Origin of the sequence: Psychrobacter sp. 1Y11, assembly GCF_052259045.1 — a bacterium.
Taxonomy (GTDB): Bacteria; Pseudomonadota; Gammaproteobacteria; order Pseudomonadales; family Moraxellaceae; genus Psychrobacter.
Map to the genome: position 1 here is coordinate 54161 of NZ_JBQQER010000001.1, position 24148 is coordinate 78308.

Genomic DNA, 24148 nt, shown 5'->3' on the forward strand with positions numbered 1-24148 from the left:
TCAGCCAGCGTATATCATAAATAAAAACCAATAATAAGAGGTAGCCTATGCAAGATTTAATCAAAAAAGCAGGTAAAGTTAAAATGCTAGTGTTAGATGTCGATGGTATTTTATCGAATGGGCAGATTATTTATGATGCAAACGGGGTTGAAACCAAAGCTTTTTCGGTACAAGATGGCGTAGGTATCAAGGCCTTAGCGCGTTATGGTATTTTGACGGCGATTATTACTGGTCGTCGTAGCCCTATGGTAGATAAGCGCGCCAAAGAGATAGGTATCGATTACGTGGTACAAGGCCGTGATGATAAAGTTGTGGCTCTAAAGGAACTGATGACCATGGTGGATAAAGTGGCTGATATTACCACAGCAGACTGCGCGTACATGGGGGATGACTTGCCTGATATAAAAGCGATGCAAACAGTCGGATTTGCGGTCACAGTACCTAATGCACACTCTGAAGTCATCAATCGCAGTGATATGGTCACCACACGCGCTGGTGGCTATGGCGCAGTGCGTGAGATATGTGACCTTATTTTAAAGGGTCACGGACATTATGAAGAATACATTGCAGGCTATACCTTAGAGGGTAGTGCTCCCCAAAAAACAGAGTCATCAGTAGGATAAATTATAGTGAATACTCGTGTCTTAATCGTTTTGGCCTTAATCATTGCTGGTATCGCGGGTTGGTTTTTTCAGCAGCAAGCAGAGGTGACGCCGCCAGTTAGTATGGGTCCCTCAGAAGTGGACTACGAAGCTACTGATATCCAAGCGGTACAGACCAATGAACAAGGCGAAACAGAATATGAGCTTAACGCTGAATCGCTAAGACATGATCCCAATACTAATCAAGATATAATGTCCGGTATTACTATGAATTGGGAACCATCAGCTGAGCAGCTGTACCGTATCGAGTCTGGAACGGCAACGGTCAACCAAGAAACTGGCGAGCTGCATCTCTACGGCGGCTTTAGCTTAGCTAGCGAAGATCAGCAAAAAACGACTGAGACTGGCGACAAAATAGCGCCTATCACCGTGACAGGTGAAGCGCTAAAGGGCAATACAAAATCAAAGCTAGTCTATAGCGAGCAACCAGTACAAGTCTTGCAAGGCGCCAATCGTTTTGAGGCTGCCACGATGACAGCCAATCTAGAGACTGGCGAGTATGAGTTTGAGCAAGTGGCAGTTATGTTTACTCCTGCTGAGCGTCAGGATAAAGCGCTTTTTTAATTAAGTATTGTTTTTAACAATAAAACGTTTTTAACTATAAAATGCTTTTAATTATGAAAATTTTCAAAATATAAAACCGTTATTGAATAACCCCTAAATACTGCTGCTTTTAATACCTATCATATGAAGAGTATCCAAACATGAAATCAAGTTTTTTGCCTATAGTTCGTGCGCTAGCGCCTCAGCTATCAGCAGCATCTTATATACGCTCATTACCAGTGGTCATGCTGCTAGCTCTACCTATATATAGCCATGCACTACCTTCTGATGCCAATCAGCCTATCAAGCTGCTTGCCGATCGCGCCACTTATAGCGAGAGTACCGGCGTGACTAGCTATTCAGGTACAGTGGTTATCACCCAAGGAACGCTCAAATTGACTGCGGATAATATTACCGTCAACCTCTCAGAGCAGCGTAACATTCAATCAGCCGTTGCAACTGGTCGACCGGCGACTATGCAGCAAGTAGTGACTCAAGAAAAAGGCTTAGCAAAAGGTCGCGCTAATAAGATCGACTACAATGCGGCTACTGGTATCATGACTTTGACAGGTAATGCAAAATTAACGCAAAACGGCGCAAGCTTTGCAGGTAATGTGATTCGCTATAGTCTCAAAGCAGGGGATGTTGAGGCAACAGCGGGTGGCAATCAGCGTGTAGAGTTAATCTTCCCGCCTAATAATAATACCAATCAGACTGGCATACGTTAGTTTATAGCCACTACTAAAGACAAGTGATATGTGATGTTGTCTTAGTAGTTCAGTCATAAGCGCGAACGTATTGTCAAATTGACACGACTAGATAAACGCCTAAGTTTATGAGCCTTGAATAGAGCATGAGTAAGTTATGATAGACAATAATGAGATCAAAACCTCATCAGCGATGAGCCCTGTAGCGCCAGTACCACTGCGCTTATCGATGCAAAACTTAGGCAAACGCTACGGTAAACGCTGGGTTGTCAAAGATGTATCATTCTCTGTCGAACAAGGGCAAGTGGTTGGCTTATTAGGCCCAAATGGCGCGGGTAAGACCACTAGCTTTTATATGGTAGTTGGCTTAGTCAATATGGATAAAGGCCGCGTTACTTTAGGAAAAATGGATCTGTCTAAATACGCTATGCATGAGCGGGCGCGGGCAGGTATAGGCTATCTGCCGCAAGAGGCTTCTATCTTTCGTAAGCTCTCTATCGAAGATAACATTTTGGCTATTCTACAAACGCGCAGCGAACTCTCTGCAACTGAGCAGCGCCAAGAGCTTGAAAAATTGATCGCTGAGTTCCATCTAGAGCATGTCCGTAGCTCTTTAGGTATGAGTGTCTCAGGGGGCGAGCGTCGCCGCTGTGAGATTGCTCGAGCCTTAGCGGCAGATCCAAAGTTTGTACTATTGGATGAACCTTTCGCTGGCGTTGATCCTATCTCCGTTGGTGATATCAAAGAGGTGATACTAACCTTAAAGAATCGCGGTATTGGTGTACTGATCACTGATCATAACGTTCGTGAGACGCTAGCAATCTGTGAAAAGGCTTATATTGTCTCAGAAGGAGCCATTATCGCTGAGGGTACTTCTTGTGAAGTGTTAGAGAATGAGTTAGTCAAGTCCGTCTATCTTGGCAAAGACTTTCAGGTCTAAGGTTGTCTTACTGATAACGAGCTAGTGTTTTTCTGTCGTGTCTTATCTTCTATGATGGCTTCTTTGTTCGATTATCAAATGGCTTATTTTAGTCAAGGCCATTCTGTTGGCTACCATCTCCTATCCTTACTATTTTTCTTATTCAACAAATTATACCTTCATCTTTTATTCCTAGACTCTTGAGCTTATATTCATTTGAGCTTAAGTTTCATTTAAGGTGCATATATCATGGCAAAAAACAAAAGCAGCTACGTCTGCCAAAATTGTGGTGCTCATTTTGGTAAGTGGGCGGGGCAGTGCGGTGACTGCGGCGAATGGAATACTTTAGTGGAAGCGCCAAATGTCAGTATGCCGCATCATAACAAAAGCTCAGCCAAATCAGCACCCAATCGAGCTGCGCCGCGTGCTACCAGCGCACCTGCAGGGAATTATTCAGGAACGCATAGTGCAGTGATGCCATTGAATGCGGTGAGCGTCACTTTAGATACGCGCCTGCCAACTGGCATCAGTGAGTTCGACCGTGTATTAGGCGGCGGCTTAGTGGCAGGCTCAGTTGTGCTTATCGGCGGCGATCCTGGTATCGGTAAATCCACTATCTTGCTACAGACCGCGACCAATATGGCAAGGGCGGACTCGTTGGCTGGTAGCGCGCTATATGTCACCGGAGAGGAGTCACTGGCACAAGTCGCTATGCGTGCCAAACGTTTAGACTTGCCAGCCGATAGATTGCGAGTATTGGCTGAGACTAATGTAGAGACGATTTGTGCAGCTTTGACTCAAGAGCAGCCCGCTATTGCCATTATCGATTCTATTCAGACTATTTATACCGATGCTATTAATTCGGCTCCCGGCGGGGTCAGCCAAATCCGTGAGTCAGCGGCGATCTTGACTCGCTATGCCAAGCAGACGGGGACTGCACTATTCTTAGTGGGTCATGTGACTAAGGAAGGTACATTAGCAGGACCTAGGGTACTTGAGCATATGGTCGATACGGTACTGTATTTTGAGGGGCAGTCCGACTCGCGCTTTCGTATGATTCGCGCGGTCAAAAACCGTTTTGGAGCGGTGAATGAGTTAGGGATTTTTGGTATGACCGATATGGGTCTCAAAGAAGTCGCCAATCCGTCAGCGATATTTTTGAGCCGTTATGATAAGCCTGTAGCAGGGTCGGTAGTTATGGTGAGCCGTGAGGGTACTCGGCCATTATTGGTTGAAGTGCAAGCCTTGGTCGATGATTCACAAGGGCAGCCAAGGCGTATGGCGCTAGGGCTTGATTATCAAAGGATGTCTATGCTGCTAGCGGTGATGCACCGACACGGAGGTATCCATACGAGTGGTCAAGATGTCTACGTCAACGTCGTGGGCGGCGTAAAGGTTATCGAAACAGGCTCTGATCTAGCAGTGCTGCTAGCTTGTGCTTCTAGTATAAAAGAGAAACCGCTACCTTCGTCGCTAGCGGTATTTGGGGAAGTTGGGTTATCCGGTGAGATACGCCCTGTGCCAAATGGACAAGAGCGCTTAAAAGAAGCGATGAAGCATGGCTTTAAACATGCCATTATTCCTAAGTCAAATGCACCCGCTGCCAACTCGGCACAGTTTAAGGGCATCAATGTCATAGCCGTAGAGCGTCTCGATGATGCTATTGAAAACGCGTTCGAGATAGAGTTTTAGGTACCCAGCTCCGTGGCCGTTCATTATACGCAATAAAAGAGCGCCTAGTTCATCAAACTAGGCGCTCTTTTTAGGTTATCAAGTTAGGTTATCAAGCTATCAGCTGCAAAAGTAATAAGGGCTAATCAAGATTAGGGCCCAGCAACCCGTTCGATTGAGACGTTGCCTACGCCTTTACTGGTAATGCCCAACTGTTTAGCTGCACCGTAAGATAAGTCCATAACGCGCTTACCATGGAAAGGGCCACGATCATTAACTTTTACAACGACACTTTTTCCATTATTTTTATTGGTCACTTTGACATAACAGTTCAATGGCAATGAGCGATGGGCGGCGGTCAAAGCATTCATATCGAAGGTTTCGCCGCTAGCCGTCTTGCGACCATGAAACTTACGGCCATACCATGACGCCAGGCCTGTTTGCTTAAATTTGCCGACAGAGTTTGAAGCGACAGCCGTTAGACGTTCAAGCACATCTTCGTCATTGCTCGCTTGTGAGCTGTCACTAGTAAGAAGTGGGCTATTTAGTGCCAAGGAGGTTGGCTGACGGGCTGATTTGACTAAACTCGATGCACCATCGTGTTGACGAGTTAACTCGCCCAATACGCGATCGATATGAGAGGCGTTATCTTGAGACAATGCGGATAGCGAAGGGCTCGTTTCTGCTGCTTGAGCGTTAGAGATTACAGCAGAGCCAGTAAACAGAACTACTGACATTGTAAGTAAACCAGATAGACGCTTATTCATATATACCTCTTTGGCTTATACTCTAAAACTTGAGCACGACAATATTAAAGAATAATAACCTAAATGGGTTATCAGTAAGCCATAAATCGGCTTTAATCGCGCTGACTTTTTAGAGTGATGCTGCTACTGTGTTCTTATAGTAGTAGCAGGTATAAAGGCCATTAGTTTTAAAGTAGGGTAAGTTTGTTGTTATACAAACAATTCAATAACAAATAATATAATCAACATCGGACTATACTGGCAAGTTATGACTTTATTATATACTTATGAAAAGTTGCTTAGCAGCTCTGTATAAGTTATGTACCACATTACGATTTAAACAGGTTAACGCAATTAAATCGTAATGACAAGTATAAAAACCTTGCGGTATTATACAAATTACATGATTAGTTAAGGCTAACTAATCAAAGCATCTCTTTTATAAAGTTATTTAGGTCTTGAAAACTTTAATATAACAATAAGGCTATCGAATAATTATAAAAAAATGCTAAATGATAAAAAAGCTAAGTGGATCTATGGGTATGGATAGACATTAACAGACCGAAGCCTGCCATCAGGGTGACAATCGCCGTGCCCCCATAACTGACAAAGGGTAGCGGAACACCAACCACAGGCAAAATACCGCCGACCATGCCTACGTTGACAAACACATAGACAAAGAATGACATAGCGATAGCTCCTGCCAATAGCCGACTGTAGCTATCAGGATGCGTAAAAGCGATGAATAAAGCACGGCTTAATAAACAGGCATAAATAAACATCAATAACATGACGCCGACTAAGCCAAACTCCTCTGAGAATGCCGCGATAATAAAGTCTGTATGACCCTCAGGCAAGAAATGCAGATGCGATTGAGTACCATCTAAATAGCCTTTACCCGTTATACCGCCTGAACCGATAGCAGTCTTAGACTGAATGATATTCCACCCAGCGCCTTGGGCATCTGCATCTGGATTGAGTAAAGTCAAAACTCGCGTGCGCTGATAGTCATGTAATAAAAAATACCAAGCGAAAGTCACCAACGGTATCGATAAAGCGATAGCACCGCCAATCATCCACCACGACAGACCCGCCAAAAACAACACAAAAATACCACTAGCAGCGACCAGCAGCGATGTCCCTAGATCGGGCTCTTTTGCGATTAATAAAACAGGAATAATAATCAGAGCCAGCGTTCCTGCAATACTAGTCATTGAAGGCGGCAACTCACGTCTTGATAGAAACCAAGCGCACATCATTGGCATACCAAGCTTCATAAATTCAGAGGGTTGCACGCTACCAAAGCCGGGTAAGTTGATCCAGCGCTGTGCCCCCATACGTACCTCGCCAATAATATCGACTAGCACTAACAAAAACAGCCCTAACACATAAAATATAGGAGTAAAGCTACGGTATATAGTCGGCGGTATCTGCGCCATAGCGATCATCACAGCAAAAGCTACCACGTAACTGATCATCTGGCGCATGACCATATCTACATTCTGAGTAGAAGCGCTATAAAGAATCGTCAGACCGATACAACACACCGCTAGTAGTAATAAGGTCAGCCAAGGATCAATGTGGATGCGCTGCCAAATGTTGGGCTCATGCCGCTGGCCGAGGTGATGGCTTTGACGTGAAAAACGATATTGCAAATTAGAGGACATAGATAAAGCCGATACTGAAGAAAGAAAAGTCTATAAGACGCCACTGATAACGCTAAGCTATAGAGAAGACGCAAAAGTCACGTGATTATGAAAATTATGATGATAAATGTTAAAAGCACGGCTATTGCCTATTATGACAGCCGATATTTTAGCCTGCTTACTCAAAATTTGATAGTATCCATAAACTATACTACAGCAATAGACTCAATACTCTTTGCTAAAGCTTGCTGGCGATATTGACTTGATAGTATAGCGACAGACGCTGTGTCCTAATAAATTCGATAAATATTTAGTGGTAATGATTGCATATGATGAACAAAAAAAATATTGCAGCTCTCAGTAAATTGTCGCTGATAACGCTGACTTGCACGACTAGTATTTATGCCAATGCCGCTATCCTAAATGACAGTAGCGAACGCCGTATTCAAGTGCGTCAGGGCAGTAGTGCCACTAATAATCAGGTTTATATCACCCCTGCAAATACAAATGTCATTAGAGGCGATAGTATGCAAGGGCTTATTGCCCAAAAAAATCGGCAGTATAATCTTGACGCCAAGCTGTCTATCGAAGAGAGTCAGCGCACTATCACGCCCAGCCGCTCACCACGTTATAATACCTCTTACAATACGCATTACAATAATCAGTACAGTAACCCGAGTAGTAATAACGGTAGCTACTATGGTGATAGCGCTACAGACTTTAATACTTGGTTAAATAGTAATCGCTATCGCGCGCAGCAAGTCGCCAACTATCAGCGTTATCTAAGCTCACAGCTAGGGGCGCAAAACGTGCCACCGATGGAACAGTTGCTGACTACTGCTCGCAGTTGGGATCGCTGTGGCTATGAGCCTTTTCAGCTACCGCCGCAGGAGCTTTGGTCAAATATGGTGCCGACGCTAAGCTTATATAGTCAGCTAAAAAATCAAGGCGTGCTGCCAGCCAGTACCGAGATTCGTTCCGTTTACCGCAGCCCTAACCTCAATGCCTGTGCAGGCGGTGCTACTAACAGTAAGCATATGACGGCCGGCGCGATCGATATCTGGGTGCCTGAATATGATGGGGACTTATGGCAGCTTAGCCGTATGCAAGATAACTTATGCCAGTTCTGGCAATATCAAGGGCAAGCTATGGACTTTGGCTTAGGCTTATATTCGACAGGAGCAGTGCATTTAGACTCGCAAGGCTATCGCAAATGGGGATTTAATAATGCTAGTAGTAGCTCGTCTTGTCGCTACTAGCGCTCTATTCTGAATAATTGTTTGCTTTTTAGACCTATTAGTCATTTATTAACGCTTAATAAAAGCCTAAAGTATGTTTTAATGCTTAGCTTGCATAGCAGAGATGATAAGTTTTTTCTTCTGTTGTCAATTGGCAGTATTGTCAAAATATTAAAGCTAGCAATAAAATAGTTTATCTTAAGGTTAAAGCGCTCAAAGAGGCTAAAAACGCAAAGGGTATAAAAGTGTCAGATCAAAAACTGCCTCGAGTAGCGAATAGCTTTTCGGCTCAAAATAATCCAGTAGGGCTAGCAAAGAAACGTCTGATATCTTTGGCTCTGGCAGTCAGTGTAGGCTTGCTCTTTATCGCTGCTTGTACTCCTGAGAATTCCAATTTACCTATAACAGACAAACCAGCCGTAGCAAGCGAGCAAGTCCAATCTGATATTGAAGATAAAATTATCAACTCGTATGCTCGCGTTGCTTCTCAGCAATCGCATCTATGTCCAAAGCTCGTGCAAAAAGAGGTAGATAATACCGTTATCGAACGCAAGGCTGAAATTATGGTAAATAACAGCTGCGATTATTTCTTATACCCTAAAGTAGGCGAGCGTATCGCGGTTAGTCTCAACAATAACCAGATTGAAGCGTTATTAATTACTCCAAAGACTTATAATTTTGCCAATGGTGACTACGAAGTGAAGTCTTATGATAAGCATGTGATACGCCTGGCTTATAATGGCGCAGGCTATAAGCCTGAGCATTTCAGTTATGACGTAACGATAGCAATCAAAGAGTAAGGTGTCTTTTTAGTCATAAAATTAGTAATCATAAAACTAGCAAGAAGAGCTATCGATCGATAACAATGAGGCTTGCTAGCGATGGTTTGCTGACTATTATTTGCTTATCTTTTTTATCACCCCTTACTCTTTAATGCTATCGCCTTTATCCTGCCAAGGATCATCCGCCCCTACAGTCACAATCAAAAACTTATCGGTATCTAGTGTGCTGCGCATCGTCTCATTGACTTCTGTTAGCTTGACGCTATTAATACGGCTCATATAATCGCTCAGATAGCTGTCAGGTAAGTTATAAAAGTTCATCATCCCAAGCAAGCCATTGATTCCCGCATTACTGGCAAAGCTCATAGGGAAGCTGTTTTTTAGATTATCGGTCGTGAGAAGTATCTCATCCTTAGTAATGCCTTCCTCTAAAGTGTTGTTAATAACGCCTAAACTGGCATCAATGGCTGCGCGGGCTTTATCATTGCGGGTTGAAAATCCAATCTGATAGGGACCGCGCGCAAGCATTGGATTCATCGAGCCTGAGATACCATAAGTGTAGCCCAAGTTTTGGCGGATCTCAGTCATTAGCCTAGCATTGAAATCCCCGCCTGCTAGGACATCATTACCTACGGCGAAGTTGGTCTGTTGCTGCTGGGCAATAGGATCAGTGGCACGCTTAGTACCCAATTGCCCCATCAAGACAGTCGTCTGCGTACTGGGAAAATCAATATGAATATTTTGCGACTGCGTTAAGGGTTTAGGCTCAGGTAATATCGCCGCCGTTTTGCCTTTCGGCAAATTATTGGTGATGTCATTTGCCAGCCGCTTCGCTTGAGCTAACGTTAAATTACCAGTCATCGCCATAGAAGCATTATTTGCGACTAAATAGCGATCCTTAAAATCTTGCAAATCTTTTTGGTTGATAGTCGGCACGGTGTCAAGGGTACCAGAGGAGGGGTGAGCGTAAGGGTGCGTGCCATATAGAGTCTTGTTAAAAGCGAGACTGGCAAGGCTACCCGGATCTTGTTTTTGTTGCTGTAGACCGACTAGGAGTCTGGCTTTATTGCGTGCCAATATTTGCTCATCAAAAGTAGGCTGAGTAAGAATCTGAGTCATCAAGTCGCTGGCGGGTAGTAAATGCCCATCATCAGATAAACTTCTGAGCGAGACGATAAACATATCCTTATAAGCGCTACTATTTAGAGTAATACCTAAAGTCTCCACCGCGCGAGTGAAGTCATCTTCGTCCCTTGTTTTGGTGCCTTGCGTGAGCATAGTAGCGGTCATGTTAGCGATACCAAAACCTTGCTCACGAATACTGCCATCACGGGCGCTACCCGCATTGAAACGCAAATCGATATCGATGATAGGCAAGGCGGTGGTACGGACGAAAGAGACTGGAACGCCAGCGCTAGTCGTGAAATGCTCAATATCAGGAACAGTCATTTTCAAAGGAGCGACGTTATCAAGGCTAGTGAGTTTTGATAGCGCGGCAATAGGTGCACTGCTATCAACATTCGTAGCCGAACCTTTATACTCTTCAACCATACTAGCATCGGCAAAAGCAGGATTGGAAAACACAGCTAGTCCTAACAGGAGGCTACTGGTTAAAGCGGCGAGTAAGGAGCTTTGAGTAGCCTTTGCAGTAGTTGTCTTGGTGACCAATGACGATTTCTTATTCATAGCTTGTTTCTTATTTGTAGTAGATATTTGAGTAGCGGTGTTCTAATTAATTATGCTTTTTGATCGCATTATCAGTACTAGTATTATCCGTGCTGTTAGGCGGCACGATATGCATGACAGTTAAATTATCTTTGATTAGATACTTTTGACTAGCGGCCTTAATATCAGCCACAGAAACCTCATCGAGCTTAGCTGGTAGAGTGGCAAGTAGCTTATCATCGAGACCAATCGTCTGTAGCGAGCCAATCATACGCGCTTGCCCTGCCATACTGTCTTGCGCGTAGACGAGACCGGTCACGGTATTAGTTTTTGCCCGTGCAATCTCATCAGCCTCGATAGGATCGCGCATCAGCTTCTCGATCTCCTCCGTGATAGCTTGCTGCGCCTGCTCTAAGCTGACGCCTTCGCGTGGGGTAGCCTGAATAAGAAACAGACCATCGCCGCGATCAAACAAATCATAAGAAGTACCGACGCTGGTGAGCAAGTTACGCTCACGTATTAATCTGCTCTCAAGTCTGGCAGAGAGTCCGCCATCTAGTACATCTTGCGCTAACGATAAAGCGTAAGCTTGGTTTTCATTACCTGAATCAACGGTTAGCAGACTAGGCACGTTATAGCCCATCAGTAATACTGGCACTTTTACCGCTTGTACTGAGTCGACTTGCTGATAACCGCGAAAGCCTCGTTGCCGCACTGCCGGACGCTCAGGCAGTTGGCTTGGCTTTAATTTGCCAAAGTAGCGTTTGACTTGTGACAATACCGCTTCAGGCTGCACGTCTCCTACGATGACTAACGTAGCATTATTAGGAGCATACCAAGCTTGGTACCAGTCTTTGAGCTCGCCAAGCTTGATAGATTCAAGCTCGCTCATAGGGCCAATTATCGACTCGCCTTTAGGACTATCAGGTAAGGCGAGCAGACGAAACGATTCATAGGCCTTGGCTAGCGGATTGTCGTCAGTGCGTTGGCGGCGCTCCTCCATGACCACTTGATGCTCTTTAGCAAATGCTTTTTCATCGAACAGTAAGTTAGTCATGCGATCTGCTTCAAGCTCTAATGCTAGCGGCAAGCGATTAGCCGGAAACAGCTCGTAGTAGCCAGTATAATCGTAGCTGGTAAAGGCATTGTTTGAGCCGCCAAACTTAGCGATTAGGCGCTCATAGTCATCGCTTGAAACGTCAGCGGTGCCTTTGAACATCATATGCTCAAGTAAATGCGAGATACCGCCTTTATTCACCGGTTCATCTGCTGAGCCGACACGGTACCAGATCTGGGTCATAGCGACAGGTGCGCGATGATCTTCTTTGATAATGACTTTAAGACCATTATCTAAGAGATACTCATGACGGCCTGAGAGATCAATTTGCAGATCAGAGGCGCTATTATCCGTCTCGCTATCCATGACTGGTGGGGTAGCGGTTTGCGCTGCTGGAGTTGCAGTCGTTGTTGTGGTCTGACAAGCGGCAAGCGTGGCTGATAAGCTTAGTACGCAAGCAGTGTGCCATAATAAACGAGACGGTTTGGATGAAAAGTGGTGACGCTTAGCAAGCATAGTATTCTCAAAGTATAAAAACGATAAATAGGCTCTAACACAAAGATGCTAGTTAATTAAATAGACTTATGTCCACCAACCATTACGCTCGCGGTAGGCTTAAAACCCTGTGTAGTGTTACAACCACTAGTCGCCAAAGCGGATACCGCGATAACTATAGCTAAACTACTGGTCACGATTGTCTTAGAAGCAGTAGCTTTCGGCTGAAGTTTTTTATTGCGTTTTTGAGTTGATAGAGTAGATGACATGAGCGTTCCTAATAATAAAAGCCTGAGCATAAAGGCAATAAATAAATCAAAGACTAAGGATAGGCGAAACTTATTTAAACTGAGGTCAGAGTTTTGTGTCTAAATCTTAAGCTAAGCTTGCATAGCTCTTTATTGAATGAGTTTACCGCTATTATCATATTTGCTATGGCGTCTCATTAGACTCCATAAAGTCTGTTTTTTATAAGCATAGACAACTACCATTAATGAGCCAGCGCCGAATTATGCTAAACTAAGATAAACGCATCTGACGCTATACTGTTAGTTATAACGTTTTTTATAAAAATGCAATTCATTAAAAATTAAATAATACTTTGATCAATTTTAGGGCAAGTTTATGAATAATGCTGACAATCCCAATCGCGTGGTTATCAATCTGGATGGTGATCTAGATAATTTAGATGACGATGATATTACCTTACCCAGTTTGCCGACGCAATCGGTAGCTATCGTTGATGAGGAACAGACCGCGAATACTCCTCCTAATGAGCCTATCAATAATGATGTTGAGAGCGCTTCAGATAAAGCCGCTAATGCTACGCAAGTGGGTAATATAGCCTTAGGTTCACCTATTTTGTCGCCTGAAGCCGACAGTGAGTCGTCAAAACAGTCCGCCGAAGTAGCGGCTAGTGAAAAAGTAGCTAATAATGACTTATCTCACTCTGATACTTCTAAGATTGACGTCCCCAAAATGCCCTTACAAGCGCAGTTAGGGGAGGCCGCGAACGCTAGCAAAGAGAGTACTCATTCAGAGCTAAGCGCCAAGCCTACAGCGCAAGACGATCTACAAACCACTGATTCTACTGAGCCTAAAGGCCGTCAAAAAGGTAGTTGGTTCAACCGGATGAAGTCAGGTCTGAGCAAGTCGCGAAAGAATCTAGCCGAGGGTATGGTTAGTATTCTTATCGGTGGTAAAGAGATTGACGATGAGCTGCTAGAGGAGGTAGAGGATCAGTTGCTTGTTGCGGATATTGGGGTAAATGCCACTAACCGTATTATCAAAAGCTTAACCGAGCAGACCGCTCGTGGTGATCTGATTTACGCGCATTCTCTCTATAAAGCCCTACAAAGCGAGCTGGTCGATATTTTAACGCCGAAAGTCGCGCCTTTGATGATTGATACGAGCAAAAAGCCCTTCGTGATCTTGGTCGTCGGGGTCAATGGAGTCGGTAAAACCACGACTATAGGTAAGCTTGCCAAACGTCTGCAAGGTGAGGGCAAATCAGTAATGCTCGCTGCTGGGGATACGTTTCGAGCGGCGGCGACTGAGCAGCTACAAATTTGGGGCGAGCGCAATAACATTCCCGTTGTGGCGCAAGGCCATGGCTCTGATAGCGCCTCGGTTATCTTTGATGCGATGCAATCGGCTAAGGCAAAAAATATCGATGTACTGATTGCCGATACCGCTGGGCGCTTGCAAAATAAAACCCATCTGATGAGCGAGCTTGAAAAAGTCGTCAGGGTCATGCGTAAAGCGGATGAGACAGCACCGCACGAAGGCATGATCGTACTCGATGCTGGCACGGGTCAAAACGCCATCAATCAAGTCGAGTTATTTAATAAAGCTGTACCGCTAACGGGCATTACGGTTACTAAGCTTGACGGTACTGCCAAAGGCGGCGTGGTCTTCAATATTGCCGAGACCACTGAGGTGCCTATTCGCTATATTGGCGTTGGCGAGTCGATTGATGACTTGCGTGCCTTTAGTCCTAAACAGTTCGTCGCAGCGTTATTCGAAACGGATGATAAAGAGTAAAAGAGTAGGGGCTGGTACTTAGGGTTTAAACATTGGTTTTTGAGAATAAGGAATAATGATGTTAGTCACCACGACCAAGCTACAAACTTATATGCTCGTTTTGATGGTCACTGAAAGTGATATCAGCTCAGCTGATGAACATGAGCCAAAGCTGGTGCAAGTCAGCTGGCTGTCACAGGATCAGTGGTGGACGGACTCAAAATCATTTACTAAGCTCAAAAAACACTATCAACTGGCAGATAGCGACTTTAAGTTTATTGAAAAAAATAGCCTAAGCATAGACGATCCTGCACAAGCGCTATTAATTAAGACTATTAAACAAATCAATGAGTATGCGTTAGATGAAAGAAAAGACTTTGACTTACCACTTGATTTGACACTAGGGACTGAGTTTCAGCAGCAAGTCTGGCGAGCACTGCAAAAGATCAAGCATGGCGAAACTATAAGCTATGCCACTTTAGCCCACCGTATCGGTAATCCCAAAGCATTTCGGGCGGTCGCCAATGCCAACGGCAATAATCCTTTTAGCCTCGTTATTCCTTGTCATCGAGTGATAGCTAGCGATGGTAGACTTGGCGGTTATACTGGTGGCCTAGATAAAAAAGAGTATCTGCTAGCGCTCGAAGGCGTGAAATGTAAGATATGAAATAACGGTTAGTTTTATATAAAAATAAAGGCTGAACGTGTAAAACGTTTAACCTTTATAAGTATTGGAATAAGTATTAGAGTCTAACCAAGCTTAGTTATTCTGTTTCCAGCTGCGCTATAACGTCATCTGAGATATGCACATTGCTATAAACCTCTTGCACATCATCGATGTCCTCTAACATATCAATCATTTTCATCACTTTTTCGGCGTCATCAATATTGTCAATCTCAGCACTAGTAGACGGCGCCATAGTGACCTCAGCACTGTCAGAAACTAAGCCTGCTTTATTAAGCGCATCTTTGACTTGACCGAAACTTTCCCACTCGGTAGTGACTAGCAACGACTCGCCATCATTTTCGACATCGAGCGCGCCAGCATCAAGCGCAGCTAGCAGCACTTCATCCTCAAGGCTGACATCATCAAAACGAATCTCGCCGCGTTTGGTAAACAGATAGGCGACGGAACCGGTCGTTCCTAAGTTGCCATCAAACTTAGTAAAAGCATGGCGGACTTCACTGACTGTGCGGTTAAGGTTGTCAGTCATCGTTTCTACGAGTACCGCTACGCCGCCGACACCGTAGCCCTCATAGCTAACTTCTTCCATGTTTTCGTTTTCACCGCCGCCAGCGCCGCGATCGACAGCACGATTGATGGTGTCGCGGGTCATATTGACAGAGAGCGCTTTTTCGACAGCGGCTCGCAAGCGCGGGTTTTTATCAGGATCGGCATCGCCTTGCTTGGCAGCTGAAACAATCTCACGGATGACTTTAGTAAATATTTTGCCTTTTACCGCATCTTGACGGGCTTTTTTGTGTTTAATGTTGGACCATTTTGAATGACCTGCCATATTACATCCTTAAAGTTTACCTAAACGGCTGATGTCTAAGTGTGCGATTTGTATATTGTTAAAAGCTATTTTTTGCTACACTGTGACAACCTGACTGCGGGTTAGTACGCAAATTAGCCTTAGTGAATGAGCAGTATTATAAACCACTTATGGCTATTTTGACAAAACTCCCCTTTGGCGACTGAGCCTATTTATCAGAATCACCTTCCTACTTAAGCCCTAAACTCTATGAAGCAACCAACCGCTGAAGCTATCACTCATATGCGTAATCGCATTCATGTCATCATCGAGGGCACCGATACGCGCTTGGGTAAGCTTTTTGATATCGTGTTACTGATTGCCATTTTGACCAGTGTAGCCGTGGTGATGCTAGATAGCGTGCTTTATATGCGTTTGCAATATGGCACCTTGTTTTTTTATGCTGAATGGTTTTTTACTATTTTATTTACCATTGAGTATTTGCTGCGTTTATTTTCAGCGCCCAACCGTTTTCGATACGTCTTTAGCTTTTTTGGTATCGTTGACTTACTATCGGTACTCCCAAGCTATCTAAGCTTACTGTTTGTGGGCGTGCAGTATCTGTTAGTTATCCGGATCCTAAGGATCTTACGCGTATTTCGGGTGCTCAAGCTCAAAGCTTATATGCAGCAAGCGGGCTTTTTGGCCTCAGCACTGAAGACCAGTCAGCAAAAGATTACGGTCTTCTTTTTATCTTTAGTACTGCTCGTGACTATCTTTGGCTCAGTGGTATACGTAGTGGAAGGTCCGGAAAACGGCTTTACTAGTATTCCGCTCTCGATCTATTGGGCGGTCGTGACGGTAACGACTACCGGTTATGGCGATATGTCACCGAAAACGCCAATCGGGCAGGCGATTGCATCGATGGTGATGATTACCGGTTATGCGATTATTGCCGTACCTACGGGTATTTTTACTGCAGAGTTGGCGCGTAATATGCGTCCCCAGCTCAATCCCATTACTTGTCCGAACTGTGGTAAGTTCGGCCATGCGGTAGGGGCTGAATACTGTGATCGTTGTGGTCACGCGCTACATGTCTAATCCGCTATCGGAGTGATTGGTAGCAGAGTTATTGCCAAAGCCTACTGGTTTTGAGTCTCAGTAAGCTGCGGCGATTTTGTCGGTTATGGCTCTACTTTGGCTAGATTCGCCGCTAGGGATTCTGGTTTAGCGACTCCTAGATACTCATCAACCAAAGGCGACAAATCAATCTCCACCCCAAGGTTAACTAAATTCCAGTACTGTCCCGACACCGTACGATCGAGCATCATCGTAGTCGCTGAGGGCTGGAATTGGCTAAAATACTTCAAAGAAGTCCGCATTTGAGTGATCGCTTCGTGATGGACTTGGCTGTTAGCAAAGTCAAAATCGCCTTCGTGATAAGGGGCAATAGATAAAGGTTTAAGACCGATAGCTAGCCACTGTTTATAAAACTCTCCTGGAATATTAGTATCATCGTTACGACGTATGCCTAGCGCAATAAGGTCTTGCTCAAGTGCGGTAACATCGCTGCGCACGGCATGCTGAGCAAAGCGGCGAAACAGCTGAACTTCATTATCGCTATAACTACGAATACCGCCGAAATCGTAAGCAATGACGCTGCCATCTGGGCGAAATGCAAAATTACCTGGATGCGGATCGCAGTGCATTCGGTACAAGCTAAAAAGCTGCCCGGCACTAAAATGAAATAAGCGTTCAGCGATTTTTTGTTTAATGTCGTTATCCCAAGTAGCAGCGGTCGCTAAGTTCTCGCCCATCTCTTCAGTCAAAGTAAGAATACGCTTTGAGGAATGACTACCGATCACTTTGGGGATAATAAGTCCGGCATCGCTAGCATGAAACGCGCCAAACACTCTTAGATTGCTCGCTTCTTTAATATAATCAAGCTCATCGTATAAGCTCTTACGAATCTCATCGAATAACTGATTTTGCAGCTCGCGACTCATATTGAGCACGCCAGCGATTTTCAGCGCCATACGTACCTGTTTTAGGTCGCTATCGCAGTTCTCATCAACATTCGGGTATTGTACTTTGACCACTACATTTTGACCGGAAGGCAAAGTCGCTTTGTGTACTTGACCGATAGAGGCAGCAGCAAAAGGCGTCTCTTCAAAATCAATAAATAGCTCATCAATAGGGGCTTTTAGTTCGCGCTCTACTTGCGAGCGTATCTGCGAGTAGGGCATAGGCGGCGCATCTTTTTGTAGCTTTTCAAGCGCCGCCGCGACTTCCGGTGGAAAGACGTCTTTGTATTGTGAGGCAATTTGACCTACCTTCATCACCGCGCCTTTCATCTCGCCTAGGGTGTCAGCGATTTGAATACCGACATCTTGCATCAACTCTGAGCGTGCTTGCATACGCTTTTCTTCGTCGCTAGATAAGTGCTTTAAGGAGTTTTTAGCGGCTTTGCCTGCAATGCTCGCGGTCATACCTGCAAGCTTCATAAAGCGTTTTCCGGACGTTTTTGCCATTCATATCACCATCTATCGAGTATTGATTCGTTACCCTTTTTATTAAGGCATTTTTGTTTTAATCAAGCGATTCCAGTTGTATTAGCCACAAGAGTTTACGCTTAAATGTTTATACTGAATCCTTTAAGTTTGCTTGATATAAGTGTGCTAGCCAATACTCTAGCGCCATCTGATAGCCTAAATGTCCAAGACCGCAGATGACGCCAGTTGCGATATCGCTTAGATAAGAGTGCTGGCGAAACGGCTCGCGGCTATGGACATTGGATAAATGCACTTCAATAAAAGGCTTTTGTATGGCGAGTAGGGCATCGCGTAGCGCCACTGAAGTATGCGTAAAGGCGCCAGGATTGATAATGACGGCATCGACTTGCGCTGCTATATCCGCTAACAAACCATAGTGCTGAATCTCATCGATGAGTTGTCCTTCGTGATTTGACTGAATACAAATCAGCTCAATATGATGTTTCGCCGCTTGCGACTGTAGGCGAGACTCGATATCAGCCAAAGTGGTATGGCCGTATATCTCAGGCTCGCGTTTGCCTAACAAGTTTAGATTGACGCCATTGACTACGAGTAGCTTATGGTTATAAGTAGATGCATTCATAACGGCCTCGGTAAATAAAAATAGCACAATGATGATAAGTAGAGAATATAAGAAGTAAATAATACAAGATGAAAAACAGCAGCTACTAAAATTTGACTTGCTAGTAGCCAATCATAATAACAGTTTAGCTGATTATTACTAAAAATTTATCCAAAAATTCTTTAACCCGCAAAAATCATGCTAAAAGTCTTTAAGTTACTAAAAACCCGTGCTATGATATTTTCAAGCAACATAGGTTACAAATTTATTACTGGTGAGTTCACTAATAATTTTCGTCGCCTGCCTACCATTACTGCGTATCTTTGTAGCTATCTGATACAAACTAATGGGTCTGTAATTCTAATATCATTATCTTAGTACCCGTTTATATGCAATGTTGCAAAGGAATTTGGGGCTAAGCGCACTATTTAGGAAGTTTTATTATGTCAGCTCGTGAGCAAGGTATCGTTAAGTGGTTTAATGACTCAAAAGGGTTTGGTTTCATTCAACGTGATGGCGGCGAGGACATCTTTGTCCATTTCCGCGCGATTCAAGGCGATGGTTACCGCTCCTTGAAAGATGGTGAAAAAGTAGAGTTCAGTGTAGTTGAGGGCGAAAAAGGCCTACAAGCTGAAGAAGTTAGAAAACTAGAAGAGTAGTCGCTGCAGACGTTATGGCATTTTGTCATAATATTTGTAGCAATTACGCTATACTATCGAGTCAAACCTGTCTCATCTAGCCAGTATTGTATGTATTATCGTATATATGTACAGGTAAAGATGAGCCACTAGGTTTGGCTTTTTTGTGTTTTATAGCTAGGATACTTGCTTCTGCTTTGCATTAACACTAGCAAACGCTCTCATTACTCTCAAAGTAATCGTAGTGTTGACTAGTATTGGCTGTAGGCGTTTTAATAAAAAGACGCTTCACCTAATAAGGATAATTTTTTGAGTAATTTTACGACTTTTAAAGACTTACCATTATCAGCGCCGACCTTACGCGCGATTAAAGATTTAGGCTTTACCGAACTTACCGCTATTCAAGCGCAAATATTGCCTCATACTTTAGCGCATCAAGACGCTATTGGTCAGGCACAAACGGGTACTGGCAAAACGGCAACGTTTTTGATTACTATTATGGAAGCGCTGCTTAATCGACCTTTTAGTGAGGATGAAGAGCGTTATCTTGGGGAGCCGCGGGCGGTTGTCATGGCACCGACGCGGGAGCTTGCGCAGCAGATATTTGATGATTGTGTGGAGTTGACTAAATACACCGACTTGCATAGCGTTTGTATTATGGGCGGTACTAGCTATGATGCTCAGCAGCACGAGCTTGAGCGCAAACACATCGATATATTAATCGCCACCCCTGGACGGCTGATTGATCTGATGCATAAAGGGATGGTGTATTTGGATCGGGTAGAGGTATTAGTGTTAGATGAAGCCGATCGTATGCTCGATATGGGCTTTATCCCTGATATCAAGCGACTGGTCGGCCGGATGCCGGCGAATAGCGATCGTCAAAGCTTATTATTTTCAGCGACTTTCAATCAAGACGTGATGAATCTAGCCTATCGCTGGCTACATGAGCCGCAGTTTGTAGAGATTGAGCCTGAGCACAAAACTAGCGAGCTGGTCGAGCAGCATTTTTATCTTTTGACAGAAGAGCAAAAGTTGGCCGCTTTGCAGGGTATTATTGCAGATAATAGCGTCGATAAAGTGATAGTCTTTGCCAATCGTAAAGATCAGGTAAAACGTCTATATCATAAACTGCGCCAATCCCACAAAGTCGTCATGCTATCGGGTGATGTGATCCAACAAAAGCGTGAGAAGTATTTGCAGCGCTTTAAAGATGGCCATGCCTCAATTTTGGTTGCGACTGATGTCGCAGGGCGCGGCATCCATGTCGATGATATCAGCCATGTGGTCAACTATACTTTACCCGATCAGCCAGATGATTATGTGCACCGTATTGGCCGTACTGGACGCGCCGGACAAACTGGGATCAGTATCAGCTTTGTGAGTGAAGATGACGCTTTTAATTTGCCCGCCTTGGAGAAGCACTTGGATACTAAGTTTAGTCTTGAGCAGTGGCAAGAGTAATAGGGTAAGCTTTGTGCTTATACTCTCAAGCCTAAACAAAAAACCTTCTACAAGAATCATTTGTAGAAGGTTTTTTTAGATATTTAACAAGGTTTAAGGCTTATGAATTAATGCTTACTGGCTATCCATATTATGCATACTATGACTGCTATCACTCATACTTTGATGGCTATTGTTAAGGTTGGATATCATAGAACTAGAACTCTCATGAGTCATATGGGCATCACCATGAGTATCTCCATGACCGGTATGCATACTCGCCATAACTATAGGGACAAAAACGACGGCTAAGCCCGATAGCACCATAATAGCGCCATTGAACTGGCGTAAACGCAAGCGGCCGATTTGACTACGTAGCCAGCTCACTGTTTCGTGAGTCGCAACCAACATCGGGATAGTGCCTAAGCCAAATACAAACATTAAGGCGGCACCGCTGAGAGGATCATGAGCGACGACAGCAATTAAGAGGGCACCATAGACTAAGCCGCAGGGTAAGTAGCCCCATAATAGCCCTGCTGCTAAGGCGCGCGGATAAGTATTAAGCGGAAATACTTTTTGGCGTATTGGACTTAAGAATTGCCAAAAGCGCATACCAACGCGCTCAAGCTTGGTCAAAAATGGCAAGCCAAGCATAGTAGCGCCAACAAACACCAAAACTAGCCCCAATAAAATACGCGGCATGCTATTGCCCATCATTAAAGGAGCCAGTACGGTGGTGCCAATCAGTCCGGCGACTAAACCTAACACGGCATAACTGGTCAAGCGCCCAAAATGATAAGTAGCGATTAGGGCGCGGCGCTTGGCGGGGCTGACATCCTTCATCGATAGACTAAAAGCGGCGACCAAACCTCCACACATACCTAAGCAGTGCGGAGAGCCAAAAAAACCCATAAATAATGCCGCAACGAGCAAAGCTGTGGTCATAAAAAACCTCTCCTACCAAACAAGAGAACTATTAGTCTTGAACTAAGGGTAAATAGAAATTAGGAATCAGGGTGCTGATTATCTTTGTTATTATTGATATTAGTATCAGCGGCATCAGATGGTTTATTCGTACCCTCTTCATGGGCTTGAATGACCTGACGACGCTCTTGACGATCTTCTAAGATAATACGCTGAGAGGCATTATCTAAATCCTCGAATTGATTGGATTTGACCGCATAACGCACCGCCCAAATGGCGACGACAAATAGCATTAAACTCAAGGGAATCAATAAAAAGATACTGAGCATCATGAACCTCTAAGGGATAACTCTAAAAACATTTCTCAGCTGCTATTATACGCTTAATAACGCTGAATCAGTTGAACGCGTTAGGCTTATAATGCTGTTTTATGACTAGTTAAAAGTCTTTACTGCCTCGCCTCTAGGAGTCAATAGCTCCTCATTACTCATCTCTTTAGCTTCACGGCAATTATTTTGCGGGCGAATGATATCGCGTAAGTAAGCCGCAATCTCATAAACCGCGCGCCTCGAATGGGTCAGGTTTTGCGCCGGTTCCATCCAATCACGCTTAACCGGCAACGGAGCGCTCAAAGCAGTGCTATTGATACCATTTAGAGCAAACTGCCTGCGCGCGCGCGGCATGTGATAACGATCAGTTATTAAATAAACGTGATGCAAAGGCACGCGTTTAGCGGTAAAACGCGCGTTTTCGCAAGTATTCATACTGGCGTTTTCACTAATCAAACCATCGATGCCGTGCTCAAGCAGCCACTGACCAAGCCAAGGAGCCTCAGCGCCGCTAAGTACAATAGGTAAGGGCAGATCATGATAAGCCGTAGCCGCAGTTTGCGCCCGATTGAGACTATAGCCATTAAGGACAATCTGATTATTATTATCATTAGTTAACCCGCCGCCTAGTACCACGTAAGCGGTTGGCGGCGAATTCATAGCCGATGAGGTCATAGCAGGGAGAGGCAGGCGCGTCAGCACATAGACAACAGCTTGCGAAAACAGGGGGGTAAATAAGCTAATAAGCACTAAAACAACGGCAGTTGAACCCACCAAAAAGGTGATATTAATAATACGAAATACTTTGACCATACGCTCAGCGGAACGTAGATAATAACGCCATAAACGTTTTGATAATGGTCGCTTAGTCGGCATATGCACTCTGTCCAATACTAGCGTTAGCATTGACCCAAATAGGTTCACGAGTTAAAGCCACCTTGAACTTATCATAGACTTGGCTGCTAATGAAATCTTGGGATTTTGCGACATCTATTTGCCGCGCTTGGTAGGGCTGCTGATTGGTCAAGACTAATGCTTGCTGCTGATGAGTGAGAATAGGCGCAATGCCGCCGCCCTTTAGCCCAGCATGCTCAATCAGCCAACCTGCAGCTACTTTGACCTTTTGCTCTGGCATCGGGTAGCCGACTATATTAGGATAGCGGCTTTGCAAATTGGCGAATTGCTCATTATCAATAATAGGGTTTTGAAAGAAGCTGCCACAATTAGGCAGCTGCTTAGGATCGGGTATTTTTTGTTGACGAATATGGATAATGGCCTGCATCACATCGCTAGGCTCAGGCTTAGCTCGGTTTTGCTGCTCAGCAAAGCTTTGCGCGACTGCTTTGACATCACCATAATTGACGGATATTCGCGCCGGATCGGTGTGCAAACGTAAGCCCAATCGGCTAATGAGCCAAGTATTAGGCGCGCGTTTAAATAGGCTATCACGGTAGCCAAATTGGCAGTCGTTAAGGGATAAGTCATGCCAAGTTTGGCTGGATAGATGGTAAGCTCGCACCGATAGCAAGCAGTCTTCTAATTGTACTCCATAAGCACCGATATTTTGGACGGGAGCCGCGCCAGTCAAACCTGGAATCAGCGCTAAATTCTCTAAGCCATACCAGCCTTGAGCGACCGTATAAGTCACTAGCTCATGCCAGTTTTCACCTGCCATCACTTCAATATCGACATATTCTGCTGTCTGTTTGATTACCTTAATACCGCGCATAAAGGGACGCAGCACGATAGCATGGAGCTGTGAAGGGAGTAACACGTTACTTCCGCCAGACAAGACAAATAAAGGCAGCTTATTAGATTGCTGATGATAATGAATCATAAACGCATCTAGCTGAGTTTCTTCAGTTATCACTACTGCTTTGTCCGCTACGCAAGCTAGTGCCATAGTATTAGCATGTGACAAATCGTGCGCCAAATCATATAAATCGCATAAGTTCTCTGTACTAACGCTTGGGCTATGGGGTAAAGCTGAGGCCATAAATAGTCCTATGCGAATAAAAGAGCATGATCTAAGAGTAAGGTTGAAAAAACTTATCAGCAAACCAAGCAACTGA

Annotated in this window: 23 protein-coding genes and 1 pseudogene; 12 read left to right on the plus strand and 12 right to left on the minus strand. The window is 44.4% G+C overall.

Translation table 11 applies throughout. The features are described 5' to 3' along the window. Positions 1-47 precede the first annotated feature (47 nt). The 5 genes from ACTXGJ_RS00235 (at position 48) to radA (ending at position 4523) form a co-directional block, all read left to right on the plus strand. A complete protein-coding gene (locus ACTXGJ_RS00235) occupies positions 48-623 on the plus strand; it encodes a KdsC family phosphatase (protein WP_443564741.1) in 576 nt (191 codons plus the stop codon). 6 nt (positions 624-629) lie between these two features. Then, the gene (gene lptC / locus ACTXGJ_RS00240) at positions 630-1226 is read left to right on the plus strand and encodes an LPS export ABC transporter periplasmic protein LptC (RefSeq protein WP_439241189.1); all 597 of its coding nucleotides are present in this window, start codon (positions 630-632) and stop codon (positions 1224-1226) included. 224 nt (positions 1227-1450) lie between these two features. After that, the gene (gene lptA, locus ACTXGJ_RS00245) at positions 1451-1933 is read left to right on the plus strand and encodes a lipopolysaccharide transport periplasmic protein LptA (RefSeq protein WP_439241351.1); all 483 of its coding nucleotides are present in this window, start codon (positions 1451-1453) and stop codon (positions 1931-1933) included. A 172-nt stretch (positions 1934-2105) separates the two neighbouring features. Continuing rightward, positions 2106-2852, plus strand: coding sequence for an LPS export ABC transporter ATP-binding protein (gene lptB, locus ACTXGJ_RS00250; protein WP_439241349.1), 747 nt, complete (start codon positions 2106-2108; stop codon positions 2850-2852). Positions 2853-3080: 228 nt separating this feature from the next. Next, positions 3081-4523: a DNA repair protein RadA gene (gene radA, locus ACTXGJ_RS00255; RefSeq protein ID WP_443564742.1), complete on the plus strand. Its 1443-nt coding sequence runs from the start codon at positions 3081-3083 to the stop codon at positions 4521-4523. A gap of 131 nt (positions 4524-4654) precedes the next feature. Here the strand turns inward: radA and ACTXGJ_RS00260 are convergent. Together ACTXGJ_RS00260 and rodA are read right to left on the minus strand one after the other, a co-directional pair. Continuing rightward, positions 4655-4996: pseudogene (locus tag ACTXGJ_RS00260) on the minus strand (septal ring lytic transglycosylase RlpA family protein); the annotation flags it as partial. A 776-nt stretch (positions 4997-5772) separates the two neighbouring features. Next, the gene (gene rodA / locus ACTXGJ_RS00265) at positions 5773-6915 is read right to left on the minus strand and encodes a rod shape-determining protein RodA (RefSeq protein WP_443564743.1); all 1143 of its coding nucleotides are present in this window, start codon (positions 6913-6915) and stop codon (positions 5773-5775) included. 308 nt (positions 6916-7223) lie between these two features. On the opposite strand from rodA, the gene ACTXGJ_RS00270 reads away from it, so the two are divergent. Continuing rightward, positions 7224-8153 (plus strand): D-Ala-D-Ala carboxypeptidase family metallohydrolase, encoded by a 930-nt coding sequence (locus tag ACTXGJ_RS00270; protein WP_443564744.1) that lies wholly within the window; start codon positions 7224-7226, stop codon positions 8151-8153. Between the two features lie 224 nt (positions 8154-8377). Then, on the plus strand, positions 8378-8932 hold the full coding sequence (locus ACTXGJ_RS00275) for a hypothetical protein (protein ID WP_443564745.1): 555 nt from the start codon (positions 8378-8380) through the stop codon (positions 8930-8932). 123 nt (positions 8933-9055) lie between these two features. On the opposite strand, the gene ACTXGJ_RS00280 is transcribed toward ACTXGJ_RS00275, so the two are convergent. From ACTXGJ_RS00280 to ACTXGJ_RS00290, 3 genes are read right to left on the minus strand one after another with little or no spacing between them, the layout of a single operon-like run. After that, complete coding sequence (locus tag ACTXGJ_RS00280; protein ID WP_443564746.1) at positions 9056-10600, minus strand: M16 family metallopeptidase; 1545 nt, start codon at positions 10598-10600, stop codon at positions 9056-9058. A gap of 46 nt (positions 10601-10646) precedes the next feature. Next, positions 10647-12152, minus strand: coding sequence for a M16 family metallopeptidase (locus ACTXGJ_RS00285; RefSeq protein WP_443564747.1), 1506 nt, complete (start codon positions 12150-12152; stop codon positions 10647-10649). 56 nt (positions 12153-12208) lie between these two features. Beyond that, positions 12209-12400, minus strand: coding sequence for a hypothetical protein (locus tag ACTXGJ_RS00290; protein WP_443564748.1), 192 nt, complete (start codon positions 12398-12400; stop codon positions 12209-12211). Between the two features lie 862 nt (positions 12401-13262). On the opposite strand from ACTXGJ_RS00290, the gene ftsY reads away from it, so the two are divergent. Continuing rightward, a complete protein-coding gene (ftsY, locus tag ACTXGJ_RS00295; RefSeq protein ID WP_443564875.1) occupies positions 13263-14174 on the plus strand; it encodes a signal recognition particle-docking protein FtsY in 912 nt (303 codons plus the stop codon). Between the two features lie 58 nt (positions 14175-14232). Then, the gene (locus ACTXGJ_RS00300) at positions 14233-14820 is read left to right on the plus strand and encodes a methylated-DNA--[protein]-cysteine S-methyltransferase (protein ID WP_443564749.1); all 588 of its coding nucleotides are present in this window, start codon (positions 14233-14235) and stop codon (positions 14818-14820) included. Between the two features lie 97 nt (positions 14821-14917). Here ACTXGJ_RS00300 and ACTXGJ_RS00305 read toward each other — a convergent pair whose 3' ends face one another. Then, the gene (locus ACTXGJ_RS00305) at positions 14918-15670 is read right to left on the minus strand and encodes a YebC/PmpR family DNA-binding transcriptional regulator (protein WP_443564750.1); all 753 of its coding nucleotides are present in this window, start codon (positions 15668-15670) and stop codon (positions 14918-14920) included. A gap of 228 nt (positions 15671-15898) precedes the next feature. On the opposite strand from ACTXGJ_RS00305, the gene ACTXGJ_RS00310 reads away from it, so the two are divergent. Continuing rightward, on the plus strand, positions 15899-16729 hold the full coding sequence (locus tag ACTXGJ_RS00310; protein WP_439241169.1) for an ion transporter: 831 nt from the start codon (positions 15899-15901) through the stop codon (positions 16727-16729). 83 nt (positions 16730-16812) lie between these two features. Here the strand turns inward: ACTXGJ_RS00310 and ACTXGJ_RS00315 are convergent, their stop codons facing one another. Both ACTXGJ_RS00315 and aroQ read right to left on the minus strand, forming a co-directional pair. Continuing rightward, positions 16813-18159: an ABC1 kinase family protein gene (locus ACTXGJ_RS00315; RefSeq protein WP_443564751.1), complete on the minus strand. Its 1347-nt coding sequence runs from the start codon at positions 18157-18159 to the stop codon at positions 16813-16815. A gap of 109 nt (positions 18160-18268) precedes the next feature. Further along, a complete protein-coding gene (aroQ, locus tag ACTXGJ_RS00320) occupies positions 18269-18763 on the minus strand; it encodes a type II 3-dehydroquinate dehydratase (protein ID WP_443564752.1) in 495 nt (164 codons plus the stop codon). A gap of 422 nt (positions 18764-19185) precedes the next feature. Here aroQ and ACTXGJ_RS00325 point away from each other — a divergent pair, with 422 nt between their 5' ends. After that, positions 19186-19401, plus strand: coding sequence for a cold-shock protein (locus tag ACTXGJ_RS00325; RefSeq protein ID WP_025646588.1), 216 nt, complete (start codon positions 19186-19188; stop codon positions 19399-19401). Between the two features lie 288 nt (positions 19402-19689). Then, positions 19690-20844, plus strand: a complete 1155-nt coding sequence (locus tag ACTXGJ_RS00330) for a DEAD/DEAH box helicase (RefSeq protein ID WP_443564753.1) — start codon at positions 19690-19692, stop codon at positions 20842-20844. A gap of 114 nt (positions 20845-20958) precedes the next feature. On the opposite strand, the gene ACTXGJ_RS00335 is transcribed toward ACTXGJ_RS00330, so the two are convergent. The 4 genes from ACTXGJ_RS00335 to murB form a co-directional block, all read right to left on the minus strand. Then, the gene (locus ACTXGJ_RS00335; RefSeq protein WP_443564754.1) at positions 20959-21768 is read right to left on the minus strand and encodes a sulfite exporter TauE/SafE family protein; all 810 of its coding nucleotides are present in this window, start codon (positions 21766-21768) and stop codon (positions 20959-20961) included. Between the two features lie 59 nt (positions 21769-21827). Further along, a complete protein-coding gene (ccoS, locus tag ACTXGJ_RS00340; RefSeq protein ID WP_443564755.1) occupies positions 21828-22079 on the minus strand; it encodes a cbb3-type cytochrome oxidase assembly protein CcoS in 252 nt (83 codons plus the stop codon). A 102-nt stretch (positions 22080-22181) separates the two neighbouring features. Then, positions 22182-22952, minus strand: a complete 771-nt coding sequence (locus ACTXGJ_RS00345) for a YdcF family protein (protein WP_443564756.1) — start codon at positions 22950-22952, stop codon at positions 22182-22184. Beyond that, positions 22942-24072 carry a UDP-N-acetylmuramate dehydrogenase gene (gene murB, locus ACTXGJ_RS00350; RefSeq protein WP_443564757.1) on the minus strand — a complete coding sequence of 377 codons (1131 nt, stop codon included), beginning with the start codon at positions 24070-24072 and terminating at the stop codon, positions 22942-22944. Before murB ends, ACTXGJ_RS00345 begins: the two co-directional genes overlap by 11 nt. Positions 24073-24148: the final 76 nt, after the last annotated feature.

Coding starts and splice junctions, on each gene's coding strand:
- ACTXGJ_RS00270 (WP_443564744.1), top strand. CDS start 7,224: ATGATGAACAAAAAAAATATTGCAGCTCTCAGTAAATTGTCGCTGATA.
- ftsY (WP_443564875.1), top strand. CDS start 13,263: ATGAAGTCAGGTCTGAGCAAGTCGCGAAAGAATCTAGCCGAGGGTATG.
- ACTXGJ_RS00290 (WP_443564748.1), bottom strand. CDS start 12,400: ATGTCATCTACTCTATCAACTCAAAAACGCAATAAAAAACTTCAGCCG.
- ACTXGJ_RS00305 (WP_443564750.1), bottom strand. CDS start 15,670: ATGGCAGGTCATTCAAAATGGTCCAACATTAAACACAAAAAAGCCCGT.
- ACTXGJ_RS00345 (WP_443564756.1), bottom strand. CDS start 22,952: ATGCCGACTAAGCGACCATTATCAAAACGTTTATGGCGTTATTATCTA.
- murB (WP_443564757.1), bottom strand. CDS start 24,072: ATGGCCTCAGCTTTACCCCATAGCCCAAGCGTTAGTACAGAGAACTTA.
- radA (WP_443564742.1), top strand. CDS start 3,081: ATGGCAAAAAACAAAAGCAGCTACGTCTGCCAAAATTGTGGTGCTCAT.
- ACTXGJ_RS00300 (WP_443564749.1), top strand. CDS start 14,233: ATGTTAGTCACCACGACCAAGCTACAAACTTATATGCTCGTTTTGATG.
- ACTXGJ_RS00325 (WP_025646588.1), top strand. CDS start 19,186: ATGTCAGCTCGTGAGCAAGGTATCGTTAAGTGGTTTAATGACTCAAAA.
- ACTXGJ_RS00310 (WP_439241169.1), top strand. CDS start 15,899: ATGAAGCAACCAACCGCTGAAGCTATCACTCATATGCGTAATCGCATT.
- lptB (WP_439241349.1), top strand. CDS start 2,106: ATGAGCCCTGTAGCGCCAGTACCACTGCGCTTATCGATGCAAAACTTA.
- aroQ (WP_443564752.1), bottom strand. CDS start 18,763: ATGAATGCATCTACTTATAACCATAAGCTACTCGTAGTCAATGGCGTC.
- ccoS (WP_443564755.1), bottom strand. CDS start 22,079: ATGATGCTCAGTATCTTTTTATTGATTCCCTTGAGTTTAATGCTATTT.
- lptA (WP_439241351.1), top strand. CDS start 1,451: ATGCTGCTAGCTCTACCTATATATAGCCATGCACTACCTTCTGATGCC.
- ACTXGJ_RS00285 (WP_443564747.1), bottom strand. CDS start 12,152: ATGCTTGCTAAGCGTCACCACTTTTCATCCAAACCGTCTCGTTTATTA.
- ACTXGJ_RS00315 (WP_443564751.1), bottom strand. CDS start 18,159: ATGGCAAAAACGTCCGGAAAACGCTTTATGAAGCTTGCAGGTATGACC.
- ACTXGJ_RS00235 (WP_443564741.1), top strand. CDS start 48: ATGCAAGATTTAATCAAAAAAGCAGGTAAAGTTAAAATGCTAGTGTTA.
- rodA (WP_443564743.1), bottom strand. CDS start 6,915: ATGTCCTCTAATTTGCAATATCGTTTTTCACGTCAAAGCCATCACCTC.
- ACTXGJ_RS00280 (WP_443564746.1), bottom strand. CDS start 10,600: ATGAATAAGAAATCGTCATTGGTCACCAAGACAACTACTGCAAAGGCT.
- ACTXGJ_RS00335 (WP_443564754.1), bottom strand. CDS start 21,768: ATGACCACAGCTTTGCTCGTTGCGGCATTATTTATGGGTTTTTTTGGC.